The sequence below is a fragment of the Gordonia sp. (in: high G+C Gram-positive bacteria) genome (assembly GCF_047600385.1).
Classification (GTDB): domain Bacteria; phylum Actinomycetota; class Actinomycetes; order Mycobacteriales; family Mycobacteriaceae; genus Gordonia.
On the sequence record NZ_JASGKZ010000001.1, the window covers coordinates 3,722,187 to 3,735,072 of the forward strand.

Consider the following 12,886-nt stretch of genomic DNA (forward strand, 5'->3'; position numbering starts at 1 on the left):
ACCACGATCCGAGGGGATTGCCCGTATGCAGGAGTTCACCACTCCCTCCACGCTGACCATCGATGACGACGTCACCACCGTCACCCGCATCCAGACCCTGCGCCGGGACCGTCCGACGCTGCCGGTCTTCAAGCGTCAGGGCGATTCGGGGCACTGGCTCACCGTCACTGCGCGTCAGTTCGCCGAAGAGGTGGACGCCGTCGCCAAGGGGCTCATCGCCTCCGGCATCGGCGCGGGCGACCGGGTCGGCCTGCTCTCGGCGACCCGCTACGAGTGGAGCCTGATCGACTACGCGATCTGGCGCACCGGCGCGACCACCGTCGCGATCTACGAGACCTCCGCTCCCGACCAGGTCGACTGGATCCTGAACGACTCGGGGACCAAGCTCCTGATCCTGGAGAACGCCGGTCACAAGGCCAAGCACGACGCCGTGATCACGGCCGCCGAGTCGCTCGCCGAGACCCTGGTGATCGACGACGGCGCCGTCGCCGAGCTGCGCAAGCGCGGCGCCGACGTGCCCGACTCCGCGCTCGACGAGCGGGAGGCCGGCGCACGGTCGTCCGACGCCGCCACCCTCATCTACACCTCGGGCACCACCGGCCGCCCCAAGGGCGTCGTGCTGACCCACGCCAACTTCCTGGCCGAGACCGAAGCGGTCAAGACCGCGGTCGCCAGCGGCCTCGAAGAGGGCAAGAGCACGCTGCTGTTCCTCCCGCTGGCACACATCTTCGCCCGCGTCGTGGCCGTCGGATGCATGGAGAACGGCGTGGTCCTGGGCCACACCAGCGACATCCCGAACCTGGTCGCCAACCTCGGCGTCTTCCAGCCGAACTACGTCCTCTCGGTGCCCCGCGTCTTCGAGAAGGTCTACAACTCGGCCCGCCAGAAGGCGGTCGACGGCGGCAAGGGCGGCATCTTCGACAAGGCGAGCGAGACCGCGATCGCCTACAGCAAGGCGCTCGACGAAGGCGGCGCGGGCTTCGCGCTGAAGGCCAAGCACGCCGTCTTCGACAAGCTGGTCTACGGCAAGCTGCGCGACGCGCTCGGCGGCCGGTGCGAGGCCGCGGTCTCCGGCGGCGCCCCGCTCGGCGCCCGGCTGGGCCACTTCTTCCGCGGCGTCGGCATCCCGATCTACGAGGGCTACGGCCTCACCGAGACCACCGCCGCGGTCACCGCGAACAACGAGAACCACACCAAGATCGGTTCGGTCGGCCGCCCGGTCCCCGGTGTCACCGTCGGCATCGACGAGGACGGCGAGGTGCTACTCAAGGGCCCGGTCGTCTTCAACGGTTACTGGCAGAACGAGCAGGCCACCGCCGACTCGATCCGCGACGGCTGGTTCCACACCGGCGACATCGGCAAGCTGGACGACGGCTTCCTGTTCATCACCGGCCGCAAGAAGGAGCTGATCGTCACCGCGGGCGGCAAGAACGTCTCCCCCGCGCAGCTCGAGGACACCATCCGGGCACACCCGATGGTGAGCCAGTGCCTCGTCGTCGGCGACCAGAAGCCGTTCATCGGCGCGCTGATCACCATCGATCCCGAGGCCGCCCCCGGCTGGATCGAGCGCAACGGCCTGCCCGCGGACACCACCATCGAGCAGCTCGCCGAGAACCCCGAGCTGCGCGCGGAGTTCGAGGAGGCCGTCAAGGCCGCCAACGCGAAGGTCTCGGCCGCCGAGCAGATCAAGAAGTTCGACGTCCTGGCGACGGACTTCACCATCGACACCGGAGAGCTCACCCCGACGATGAAGCTCAAGCGGAACGTGATCCACGACACGTACAAGCAGGCGATCGCGAACCTGTACTCGTGATCGGCTGACCTCCGGGTCTTCTCACCGACGACGCGCCGTCTCTCTTTCGAGGCGGCGCGTCGTCGTCGTTCACGCTGCTCCTACAGTGGATGCCGGACCCGGTCCGCCCGGACCGTCGCCACAGGAGAAGGGTTGGCACGAGATGAGCACAGCACGACCGGACCGCCGCGACCCGCAGACCCTCGGCGAGGCCTCGCTGAGCGTGCACGGCGGCAACGCGATCGGTCCGGCCGGCGAGGGCGACCCCATCCGGGTGCCGATCACGATGGCGAACTCGTACCATCTGCCGCCCGATCCGGCGACGCTCGACTGGTCCAGTCCCGAGCACGTGATCTACACGCGCAACACCGGCCTGAACCAGATCGCCCTGCAGCACAAGCTCGCGGCGCTGGAGCACGGCGAGGACGCCCTGGTGCTCGCCTCCGGCGTCGCGGCGCTGCACGCGGTGTTCTTCACCCACGTGAGCGCCGGCGACCACGTCGTCGTCTCGGATGCCACCTACGAGGCGACGTACAAGCTGTGGACGACGCTGCTGCCGCGCAAATACGGGATCGAGGCCACCTTCGTCGACATCACCGACCTCGATGCGGTGGCCGCCGCGATCCGGCCGAACACCCGGCTGATCGCCGCCGAGGTGATCGCCAATCCGACCACCGAGGTCGCCGACGTCCCGGCGCTCGCGGAACTGGCCCACCGCCGCGGCGTGCTGCTGATGGTCGACTCCACGTTCACCCCGCCGCCGCTGTACCGGCCGCTCGACGACGGCGCCGACCTCGTCGTGCACTCGCTGACCAAGTACATCAACGGCCACGGCGACGCCATGGGCGGCGCGGTGATCGGGCGGGCCGATCTGGTCGCGCCGATCCGCGCGGAGGCGATGGTCGACGTCGGGGGCGTCATCTCGCCGTTCAACGCGTGGCTCATCCAGCGCGGTTCGGTGACCCTCCCCCTCCGGCTGGATCGGCACCAGGCCTCCGCCGCGCGGCTCGCGGAGTTCCTGGAGGCCGATCCGCGGGTGGCCTACGTGGCGTATCCGGGGCTGGCGAGCCACCCCCAGCACGACGTCGCCGCCCGCCTGCTCGGCGGACGCGGCTTCGGCGGGATCATGGCCTTCGCGCTCGACGGCGACCCGGACCTGCAGAACCGGTTCGTGGCCGAGCTGAGGGTGATCACCTCGGCGGTGTCCGTCGGGCACGACGAGTCGCTGATCGTGCACGTCGGCACGTCCGGCCCGCGGGTGGCGGCGTATCCGGAGGGTTTCCGGAAGTACGGTCACCTGCGGTTCTCGGTGGGTCTGGAGGACGTCGAGGATCTGCAGGCGGATCTGACCGCGGCCCTGGACGCGGTGCTGCCCCGTTAGACCGGTCGCCCGCGTCGAACGAACGGACCTCCCCGCAGGTCAGGAGGCACCCCCACCGATCCCTGAGCCGCGACCGGGGAACGAGCCTGCGCGTCGAAGGGTCTCCGCGCCGCTACTCCGCGACGTAGAGGATCCCCCGCCCGATCGCCTCCCGCACCGCCGGCAGCGCCGCCTCGGCGAGCGCGTCGGCGTCGACGCCGTGGAATCCGGCCAGCAGCTCGACGAGCGTCCCGAGCGGGACCTCGCCGCGGCATCCCGCGAGCAGCGCCGTCATCACCTCGTCCACCGGCAGCACCGCGCCGGGGCCGCCGGGTCGCGTCACCGCCGCCGAGACCTCCTGCCAGCCTTCTTCCCCAGGGAGACGCTGCGATTCGAGGAACACCGGCGAGGTGCTCAGGGCGGCGGCGAGCAGTGCGTCGTCGGACGTGTCGCGCAGGAAGTCGCGGCGGGCCCACCACGCCTGCGCCTCGAAGCCGGTGACCTCCTGCCCGGCCCCGGTGATCTCCTCGATCACCACGTCCGGCTCCCTACCGCTCGCCGAGTCCGTCGCAGTGTGCGGCTTGCGCAGCGTCACCAGACCCATGCCGATTCCGACGATCCCCTCGCGCTCGAACCAGTCGAGCCACTGCGCGCCGCGCTGCGCCGCCCCCTCCGGGGTCTCCCCGGCGTCGGCGATCCACAGCGAGATGTAGCCGATCGGATCGGCGAGCTCACGCTGCACCACCCACGCGTCGAGTCCGGTGCCGCGCACCCACTCGCCGATGCGGGCCTGCCAGTCGTCCTCGTCGTGCACGATCCAGTTCGCCAGCAACTGGGCGATGCCGCCGGGTTCCAGAATGCTCGGCGACCTGCTCGATCAGCTGCCTGCTGATCCCGTCGCCCGCCACCCCGGAGTCCCGGTAGACGTAGTCCTGGGAGCCGGTGCCGACGACGAACGGCGGATTGGCGACGATCAGGTCGAAACGCTCCCCCGCGACGGGCGCGAAGAGGCTGCCCTCCCGCAGGTCCCACGTCATGCCGTTGAGTCGTGCGGTGACCGCGGCCAGGGCCAGCGCGCGGGCGTTGGTGTCGGTCGCCACGACCTGATCGCAGTGCGCGTCCATGTGCAGCGCCTGGATGCCGCAGCCGGTGCCGAGGTCGAGGGCGCGCCGGAACGGGGTGCGGATCACCGCCCGGGCCAGCGAGATCGAGGCGCCGCCGATGCCGAGCACGTGGTCGTGGGCGAGGGGCGCCGCCCGCAGCAGCGCGTCCTGGTCGGAGACCACGAGGTGGTCGCGCTCGTCGGAGGCGTGCGGCCGGACGTCGAGCGCGGCCCGCCAGCCGTCGTCCGCGGACCGCAGGACGCCCTCCCCGGCCAGGACGTCGACGGTCAGCGGCGCGAACGCCTCGGCGACGGCCTCCTCCGGTTCGACGGTGCCGAGCAGGAAGAGCCGGATCAGCGTGGCCAGGGGCCGCTGCGCGTCGTCGACCCGGCTCGTCGCCCGCAGCGCCGGCCACCAGGTACCGCCGACCAGCGCGTCGGCCGCCTGCTCGCCCAGCAGGCCGGCGATCCCGTCCGAGGAGTAGTCGCGCTCGCGGAGCACGGCGCCGAGGGCGTCGACGACGGTGGGATCGGACAGCGGCACGAGGTCGGCAGGCAGAGCGTTCACCGGCACGAGGTTACCGGCCGGGAGTAGGCTGGCTCCCGTGATGACCAGTCGGGCCCGCGCGGGCCGCTCCCGGATCGGCGACCTGGTCGGCGCCTGATCCGCGCTCCTCCCTCGTCCTCTGTGCCCACACCAGCCACAGACCGACGAAGGAGAACCGTGTCCTCCCGTTTCAACCACACCATCATCGCCGCGCTCGACGCCGCCGAGACCGCCGCGTTCTACCGCGACCTCCTGGAGGCCGACGAACTCCCGTCGTGGGGCCCGTTCGTCAACATCGGCCTCGCCGACGGCGTCCTGCTGCAGTTCGCGGCGCCGCCGTTCGAGTTCCCGCCGCAGCACTACGCGTTCCTACTCGACGACGACCACTTCGACCGCGCCTACGCCGCGATCGCCGCGGCGGGCCGGGAGCACTGGGCCGACCCGCAGCGCACCCGACCCGGGGAGATCAACCGCGAGCACGACGGCCGCGGGGTGTATCTCCTTGACCCGTCCGGGCACTATCTGGAGTTGATCACCCGCCCGTACCTGTGACACGGCTCCACCGACCGGTTCGCATCCGGCCGGGCGCCGGAAATCGGCCTATTCTGACGGTCGTGGAAGAGCCAGAGATCAGCGGACTCATCGGTGAACGACTCCGCGAGGCCGGGCAGGCCCGCAACCTCTCGGTGAGCGCCATCGCCGGCGACGATGCCAAGAACTCCTCGTCGGCTCGGGAGACCGCACGTCCTTCCCTGGCCACCCGCGCCCGCGATCTCACCCGGACGATGACCGGCCGGATCGCGGGACGCCGCCCCGGCACCCCGTCGCGTCTGCTCGACTCCCGGACCCGCGACGGCGTCACCACCGAGGTCCGCGCGGTGGAGTTGACGCCGGACCTGTCGTACGTCTGCAGCGTCACCGCGTCGTCGACGGCGCAGGTGCTGGTCACGCGGGGCCGGATGCGGGTCGACGGCGATCCGGTGACCGTTGACGGTCCGGTGCTGTCCGGCGGCGAGTCCTGCACGTGGGACGGGAGCGTCGAACATCGGCTGACGCCGGTCGACGGCGCCGCGGCGGCGATCCTGGTGATCCACCGGGGTCCGTAGCGGACCGGACGAGTCTTGATCGAGCGGTTCTTCTCGCCGGCCAGGTAGTTCCATCTCCCCGATCAGACGGTTCTTCTCGCCAGTCGAGCAGTTCTTCTCGCCGGTCAGACGGTTCTTCTCGCTGGTCGAGCTCTTCTTCTCGCTGGTCGAGCTCTTCTTCTCGCTGGTCGAGCGAAGTCGAGACCACTGCCCGATCATCGCCGGATCTCGACTCCGCTCGATCACCGAGAAGGCTCCGCTTGATCACCGAGAAGGCTCCGCTTGATCACCGAGAGGGCTCCGCTCGGCCAGCGAGGAGGCTCGCCCGCCGAAAGAGCTCGACCGCGGAATTCCCTCGGCGGACCTCGGACGGCCGGTGTTCGGCGGTCGCTCGGTCCGCTGTGGTGCGCGAGGGGGGACTTGAACCCCCACGTCCGTAGACACTGGAACCTAAATCCAGCGCGTCTGCCGATTCCGCCACTCGCGCGTGCGGGTCACACGATACCCGGTGCCGTCTCCCGCCCGCCGGATGTGCCCACCGGTCAGGACTCGCCGAACTCGATGCCGTCCATCTCCCGCAGTTCGGCCACGGTGACCAGCTCGGACATGGGGACAGGCCCGCGACGAGGCGCCGTCGCCGCGGCGACGGCGGCATGAGCGGTGAGCAGCGCGGTGGCGTGCGACTGCCCGACTCCGCGCGCACTGAGACGTCGCCCGGTGCGGCGGTGGGTCGCACTCACCTCCCAGCACCGGTCTCCCCAGTGCGGAGCGCGGCTGATCAGCGGTGCCAGGACGGGGAGACGCCCGGCGACCGCGAGCGCGGCGGTGGCGAGACGGCTGCTGACGGCGAGGTAGCTGCGCACCGCGACGCCGCGAGGAACGCCGATGAGGACGTGATCGGGGAAGTCGGCGCGCAGGTGGGTCCTGATTCCGGCTTCGGTGCGGAACCGGCGGGTCTCATGCAGGTTCGGTACCGGCTCGGCTTCCGGCGGCCGGTGGATCGTGCGGCCGACGAGCCCCGCGGTCCATTCCACCGCGGCGTTCCCGTGGGTCTCGCCGGAGCCGAGCGAAATCGCGACGTCGACGTCGTCACCGGGGACGGCGGGAAGCGCGGCGGCGAGGATCGTCGTGGCGCCGGGTGCCAGACCGGCACCGAGAACGAGCGTGGTCGCGGAGCCGGTGACCGCGAGAGACTCCAGATAAGCACCGGTGGCGGAGATCTCCACGAACGGCACCTCCCCGGTGCACGCGACCAGGGCCGGATCTTCGATACCCGAGGCGTTGACGACGACGTCGTACTCGTCCGCCGCCGCTCGCAGACCGGTCAGCCCCTCACCGGTGCTCAGGTCGAGCGGCATCCCCGGAGGCGTCATCGTACGGCCCACTCCGGTGACGGTGTGCCCCATCCGTCTCAGATGGTCGCTCACAGCGCGGCCGACCGCGCCGCGCGCGCCGAGCACCAGCACCCTCATCGACGGCCCCTCAGACCTGCCAGCCCTCGGACTCGCGCCAGCGCTTCCACAGGTCGGCGAACACGCCGCCCCGCTCGAGCAGGTCGTCGGCCTTCCCCGAGTCGACGATCCGCCCTCGATCGAGCACGATCACCCGATCGGCCAGGGACACCAGAGCCGGACGGTGGGTCACGATCACCGTCGTCCGTTCGCCGCGGACCTGCTCCAGCGCCTTCACGACGGCGCGCTCGGTGATCGCATCGAGCGCCGAGGTGGCCTCGTCCACCAGCAGCAGACCGGACGGTTTGGCGAGCGCACGGGCCAGGCCGACCCGCTGGCGTTCCCCGCCGGAGAGTTCGTTGCCGCCCTCCCCGACCCGCGAATCCCAGCCGGCCGGCAGCGAGGCCAGGACCTCACCGAGTTGCGCACGTTCGGCCAGCGTCGCGAGCACGGCGTCGTCGACCTCGTCGGCGGCACCGGGGACGACGTTCTCCTTGAGCGTGCCCGGGCGCAGCTGATTGCTCTGGAACACCACCGACGTCCCGGCCAGCCGGTCGGCGGACGACGACGGCGCGCCGCCGACCTCCACCCGGCCGTCGCTCGGCTCACGCAGCCCCGCGACGACGTCGAGCAACGTCGACTTGCCCGACCCGGACGGTCCGACGATCACGGTGATCCCGCCGGCCGGCAGGACCGCGTCGACGTCGGTCAGCGCCCGTGTGCCGTCCGGATAGGTGAAGCCCACACCGCGCAGGGCGACCTCCGGGGCGCCGGAGACCGGCGCGGTCGCGGCGGGCACGGCGGCGGCGTTCTCCTCGTCGACCAGTACGGCCACCTCGCGGAAGACCCGCGCGCCGTTCGCGACGGCCGGACCCAGCAGCGACAGCGACCCGACCACCTCGACGATCCGCAGCAGCACCACGATCATCGCGGCGGCGGTGACCCCGGAGATCGCCTCGGACAGGTACAGCGACGCCGTCGTGACGCCGAACGCCAGCAGCGTCAACTGCAGGACGATGCTGAACAGCAGCTCGCCGGGCACCGTCCAGGCCAGCAGTCGCAGGCCGCGGCTGCGGGATTCGCTCAGGACGTCGTTCACCGTGCCGGTGCCCGCACCCGAACCGCGCAGGGTCGGCTGCGCCCACGCGAATTCGAGGACCCGGTCGTCGAGCTCCCGGGTGTTCTCGGAGAACGCCGCCTCCGATTTCGCGACGATCCGCTGCGAGGCGAGCAGCGCGAGGAACATGGCGATGCCGCCGATCAGCGCCACCAGGGCCAGCTGCCACGACACGAACAGCAGCATGAGCGCCAGCAGCGGGGTCAGCAGCACGGCGTGGATCAGCGGCGACCCGAGCAGGACCACCGACGAGATCGACTCCGGCGCCGACACCGACACCAGATCGCGCAGTGTGGAGGCGCGCTCGGAGTGCAGTCGTCCCGGGTCCAGTCGGCGGATCCCGCCCAGCCCCGCCTCGGTGACGGCGTCGATGATCCGGAAGCCGAGCTTCAGTCCGGCGAACATCGCGACCCGGTCGGAGGCGACGGTCAGCAGTAGAATCCCGACCAGCAGCCCCGTCCAGGGCCAGGCCTGTGACGGCCGGCCGCCGAACAGGGCGTGCAGCAGAGGCACCAGCGTGATGACGGACGCCGCCTGCAGCACCGTCGAGACGACGGTCGCCGCCACGAATCGGATCCGTTCGCCGCGAGCCTCCGGGCCGGTGACGGTGACGAGGTCGTGGTAGATCATGCGAGGGCCTCCATCGCCTGGTTCTGCATGCGGGCGAACAGTCCGTCGCGCTTCATCAACTCGTCACGGGTGCCCTGTTCGACGATCCGGCCCTCGTCGAGGACCACGATCAGGTCGGCGTGCGCCACCGTGTGCAGGCGGTGCGCGATCACCAGGACCGTGCGGCCCTTCAGCAGCGTGGTGAGACCTTGGCGGACCTCCCACTCCGAGTCCGGGTCGGCGGCGGCCGTCGCCTCGTCGAGGACCACCAGTCGCGGCTCCCCCAGCAGGGCGCGGGCGATCGCGATCCGCTGACGCTGGCCGCCGGACATGCTGTCGCGGTCGACGACGGTGTCGTAACCGTCCGGCAGGGCCTCGATCTCTTTCGCGATGAACGCGGTCCGCGCGGCGGTCACGATCTCCTCGCGGGTCGCCTCCGGGTGACCGAGCGCGATGTTCTCGGCGACGGTGCCGTGCACCAGCTGGACGTCCTGCAGCACGACGGCCACGTGGCGCCGCAGTGCGGCCTCGTCGAGGGTGCGCAGGTCGACGCCGTCGAGCGTCACCGACCCCGCCTTCCCGCTCCCCGCCCCGGCCTTCCCGCTCCCTGATCCGGTCTTTCCGCTCCCTGAGCCGGTCTTTCCGCTCCCTGAGCCCGTCGAAGGGTCCCACAGCCTGGCGGCCAGCGCCGCGACCGTCGACTTGCCCGCACCCGACGGCCCGACGACGGCGGTGGTGCCGCCCGGCGGGAGTGCGAGGGTGAAGTCGGTCAGGACCTCCCGGCCCGGTACGTAACCGAACGAGACGTCGTCGAACCTCAGCGCGGCCGGACCGGTGGCGGCCGGGACCGGCTCGGTGCCCGCCGCCAGCTCCGACGTGCTCAGCAGCAGTTCGAGACTCGATTTGGCGTTCATGCCGTCGCGGAGACCGCCGACCGCGAAACCGGCGCCGACCAGGCGGTCGCCGAGAGAGGTGCCCAGGATCAGGAACGGCAGGATCGCCACCGCGGGCATCCAGCCGACCGTGACCAGCAGGGTGCCGCCGAGGGCGATCAGCACCGTCGACGTCATCGGCCGGTTCATCTGAATCATGGTGGCCTTGGCGCCGATGGTCTCCAGCTGCCAGTTCTTCATGAAGTCGCGCAGCTCGGCCATCTCACCGGGCAGATCCACGGTGGCGCCGTCGCCGAAGACACGGCTGACGCTCTGACCGGCGATGTATCGCTCGGCGTCGCCGGGCAGGGTCGCGTTCCAACGCAGCATCCGCGTCATCCGGGGACGATCCATGGCGGCCAGCCTGATCACGGTGACCAGGTAGGTGATCACCGGCAGCAACAGCACCAGCGCCAAGGTCCAGTTCACGGTGAACAGATAGATCAGGATCGCCAGCGGGGTCACGATGGCCGTCGCCAGATCGGTCACCGCATGCGTGACCAGATAGTGCAGAGCACCGATGTCGTCCTGGGCGAGCTTGCGCACCTCGGAGCGGCGACGGCCCTGGAACCAGCCGAGCGGCAGGCGGGTGAACTTCTCCATCACCCGGCGGCGCAGCGCCGTCGCGAAGTACTGGTCGTAGACGTGCAGTCCGACCATCAGCGCCGAGGTGAGGAACGCCCCGCCCACCAGCACGACGAGGCCGGTGACACCGACCCGCACCAGGTCCTCGCGGCCGGCGCCCTCGACGAACCGCGCGGCCAGTTCCGAGAACAGGATCAGCGGGACCACGGCCAGCCCGGCCAGGAGCACCGCGATGATCGCGCTCAGCACGAACGCGGGCTTCGCCGGAGCCAGCACCGAGAACTTCTTGTTGCGCTCACGCTGCGCCTTGAGCATCTCCTTCTGGCTCTCCACCTGGACCGCGGCCGGCGCGGACTCGGCGGGCGCGGCCTGCTGCTCCCCCACCGTGTCCGCCCCCGCCGTGTCCACCGCAGCCGGGTCCGCCGCAGCCGGGTCCGCCGCGGTCTCGGCCGACGCCACCTCGACGATGTCGGAGGTCTCGGCCTCCTTGCCCATCGCCCGGCCGCGGATCCAGTAGGCCTGCGAGTGCATGGTGCCCTTGTTCTGGCCGTCCTGCAGCGTCAGCCGCGACTTCACCAGGCGGGTGGCCGTCGACTCGGCCGCCACGTACGCCTTCCACCCCTGGAAGCTCTCGGTGCCCAGCGCGTCGACCAGGGCGCGGCCGTCGTCGGACGTCGGCACCCAGGTCACCTCCAGCAGCGGGTGTTCGGGGATCGGGAGGTCCCGGTCGTCGTCGTGGGCGTACTCGAAGAACATCCGGATCGGGACCGTCTTGTCGGCCTCGGCGACGATCGAGTGGAACGCGGGCCACGACGCGGCGTCGCCGACCAGCACGTACCCGTTCGGCTGGGGATCGTCCAGCGGCCAGCCGTCGCCGCCGAGCCGGTTCACGACGATCTCGTCGCCCGGTTCGGCGCGGCGCGCCCAGTACGACGCCGGACCGGCCGGTTCGTGGGTCACGAAACACATCGAGAAGTCGCCGGAGGCCGGATCGACGTCCATCAGGGTGTAGCCGCGCTGGTGGAGCTTGCTGCCGCCCTGCGGATCGGGGAACCAGGCCCGCACCCAGGCGGTGGGCTGCTCACCCGTCTCGTAGACCAGCCCGTCACAGCGGAAACGCACCTTGATCACCGACGAGGTGATCTGTTCGGTGCCGGTCACCGTGGCGATGTGGTCCTTCGCCCCGAAGGCCCGCATCAGTGCACCCTGAAAGCCCTTACCCATATGAGAATCCTCCGCAGGTTAGATGAGGCTCAGCTTATCGGCTGGCCGTGGTGAACGAGCATGGTGCAGCTCACCCGCCCGGGCCGGGTACCGTCGAAGACGTGGATCAGACGCCCGAACCCGCCCCCCAGCGGCATCGCCCGGCGCTCATCGCGTTGGTGGTACTGGCCGCCTGCGCCTGCCTCGCCCTCGGTTGGTGGCAGTGGGGCCGCTACGAATCCGCGTCCGGCACCGCCCAGAACCTCGGCTACGCCCTGCAGTGGCCCGCCTTCGCGGTCGCGATCTTCTGGGCCTACCGCCGGTTCGTGGTGATGGAGGAGGACCCGGACGTCGTCGAGGCCGAACGCGCCCGCAACGGACCGAAGGAGATCCCCGAGGGTCTGCTGCCCGAGCGGCCGTCCGCCGCCGATCCCACCGTCGCTGCGCTGTCCGACGACACCCCGGACCCCGCGCTGACCGAGTACAACCGCTATCTCGCGGAGCTCGACGCCCCGTCCCAGACGTCCCCGTCCCCGACGTCTCCGCCCCAGACATCTCCGAAGGATCCTTCGTGACCGAGAACTCCGCCCCCGACAAGCCCGCCCCGGCCGCCTCCGCACCGGTCGTGACCACGCCGATCGACAAGATCCGCACCGCGTTCCTCCGCTACCGCGTGATGGCCTGGGTCACCGGCGTGTGGCTGCTGGTGCTGGTGTTCGAGATGGTCGCCAAGTATGGCTTCGACTACGACGCCGACTGGATGCGCTGGGTCCCGATCGTGCACGGCTGGGCGTACGTGATCTATCTGATCTTCACCGTCGACCTCGCCATGAAGGTGCGCTGGTCCGCGGGCAGGATCCTCGGCACCTGCCTGGCGGGCACCATCCCGTTCCTGTCGTTCTACGTCGAGCACATCCGGACCCGCGAGGTGCGCGCACGGTTCGGGATCTGACCCGACTCGGGATCTGACCCGACAGTCTTCTCGATGAAGGCCCGCCCGTGAGGGCGGGCCTTCGTCGTCTCCGGAACGGCGAGGCTGCGACGCGGGTCGCTCACCACGTTCGCGCCCCGGCTCAGCCGTCGGCGTACCGAGCGTGTGTCGA

Annotated in this window: 9 protein-coding genes, 1 tRNA gene and 1 pseudogene; 6 read left to right on the forward strand and 5 right to left on the reverse strand. The window is 70.8% G+C overall.

What is annotated here, in order from left to right; translation table 11 throughout:
• Positions 1-25: 25 nt before the first annotated feature.
• Both QM809_RS16800 and QM809_RS16805 read left to right on the forward strand, forming a co-directional pair.
• The gene (locus tag QM809_RS16800; RefSeq protein ID WP_415046835.1) at positions 26-1,813 is read left to right on the forward strand and encodes an AMP-dependent synthetase/ligase; all 1,788 of its coding nucleotides are present in this window, start codon (positions 26-28) and stop codon (positions 1,811-1,813) included.
• 142 nt (positions 1,814-1,955) lie between these two features.
• Complete coding sequence (locus QM809_RS16805) at positions 1,956-3,173, forward strand: trans-sulfuration enzyme family protein (protein ID WP_415046836.1); 1,218 nt, start codon at positions 1,956-1,958, stop codon at positions 3,171-3,173.
• A gap of 112 nt (positions 3,174-3,285) precedes the next feature.
• Here QM809_RS16805 and QM809_RS16810 read toward each other — a convergent pair.
• A pseudogene (locus tag QM809_RS16810) lies at positions 3,286-4,822 on the reverse strand (methyltransferase).
• 156 nt (positions 4,823-4,978) lie between these two features.
• On the opposite strand from QM809_RS16810, the gene QM809_RS16815 reads away from it, so the two are divergent.
• Both QM809_RS16815 and QM809_RS16820 read left to right on the forward strand, forming a co-directional pair.
• Complete coding sequence (locus tag QM809_RS16815; RefSeq protein ID WP_415046837.1) at positions 4,979-5,353, forward strand: VOC family protein; 375 nt, start codon at positions 4,979-4,981, stop codon at positions 5,351-5,353.
• Positions 5,354-5,415: 62 nt separating this feature from the next.
• The gene (locus QM809_RS16820) at positions 5,416-5,907 is read left to right on the forward strand and encodes a hypothetical protein (RefSeq protein WP_415046838.1); all 492 of its coding nucleotides are present in this window, start codon (positions 5,416-5,418) and stop codon (positions 5,905-5,907) included.
• Positions 5,908-6,288: 381 nt separating this feature from the next.
• On the opposite strand, the gene QM809_RS16825 is transcribed toward QM809_RS16820, so the two are convergent.
• The 4 genes from QM809_RS16825 to QM809_RS16840 form a co-directional block, all read right to left on the reverse strand.
• Positions 6,289-6,373, reverse strand: a tRNA-Leu gene (locus QM809_RS16825).
• 55 nt (positions 6,374-6,428) lie between these two features.
• Positions 6,429-7,358, reverse strand: a complete 930-nt coding sequence (locus tag QM809_RS16830; RefSeq protein ID WP_415046839.1) for a hypothetical protein — start codon at positions 7,356-7,358, stop codon at positions 6,429-6,431.
• 10 nt (positions 7,359-7,368) lie between these two features.
• Positions 7,369-9,084 (reverse strand): ABC transporter ATP-binding protein, encoded by a 1,716-nt coding sequence (locus QM809_RS16835; protein WP_415046840.1) that lies wholly within the window; start codon positions 9,082-9,084, stop codon positions 7,369-7,371.
• The gene (locus tag QM809_RS16840; RefSeq protein WP_415046841.1) at positions 9,081-11,804 is read right to left on the reverse strand and encodes an ABC transporter ATP-binding protein/permease; all 2,724 of its coding nucleotides are present in this window, start codon (positions 11,802-11,804) and stop codon (positions 9,081-9,083) included. Before QM809_RS16840 ends, QM809_RS16835 begins: the two co-directional genes overlap by 4 nt.
• Positions 11,805-11,905: 101 nt before the next feature.
• On the opposite strand from QM809_RS16840, the gene QM809_RS16845 reads away from it, so the two are divergent.
• Positions 11,906-12,358 carry a transcriptional regulator gene (locus QM809_RS16845; protein ID WP_415046842.1) on the forward strand — a complete coding sequence of 151 codons (453 nt, stop codon included), beginning with the start codon at positions 11,906-11,908 and terminating at the stop codon, positions 12,356-12,358.
• Entirely contained in the window at positions 12,355-12,735 is a 381-nt protein-coding gene (locus QM809_RS16850; RefSeq protein WP_415046843.1) for a DUF3817 domain-containing protein, read from the forward strand. Before QM809_RS16845 ends, QM809_RS16850 begins: the two co-directional genes overlap by 4 nt.
• The last annotated feature ends 151 nt before the right edge of the window (positions 12,736-12,886 follow it).

Coding starts and splice junctions, on each gene's coding strand:
- QM809_RS16835 (WP_415046840.1), bottom strand. CDS start 9,084: ATGATCTACCACGACCTCGTCACCGTCACCGGCCCGGAGGCTCGCGGC.
- QM809_RS16805 (WP_415046836.1), top strand. CDS start 1,956: ATGAGCACAGCACGACCGGACCGCCGCGACCCGCAGACCCTCGGCGAG.
- QM809_RS16830 (WP_415046839.1), bottom strand. CDS start 7,358: ATGAGGGTGCTGGTGCTCGGCGCGCGCGGCGCGGTCGGCCGCGCTGTG.
- QM809_RS16800 (WP_415046835.1), top strand. CDS start 26: ATGCAGGAGTTCACCACTCCCTCCACGCTGACCATCGATGACGACGTC.
- QM809_RS16840 (WP_415046841.1), bottom strand. CDS start 11,804: ATGGGTAAGGGCTTTCAGGGTGCACTGATGCGGGCCTTCGGGGCGAAG.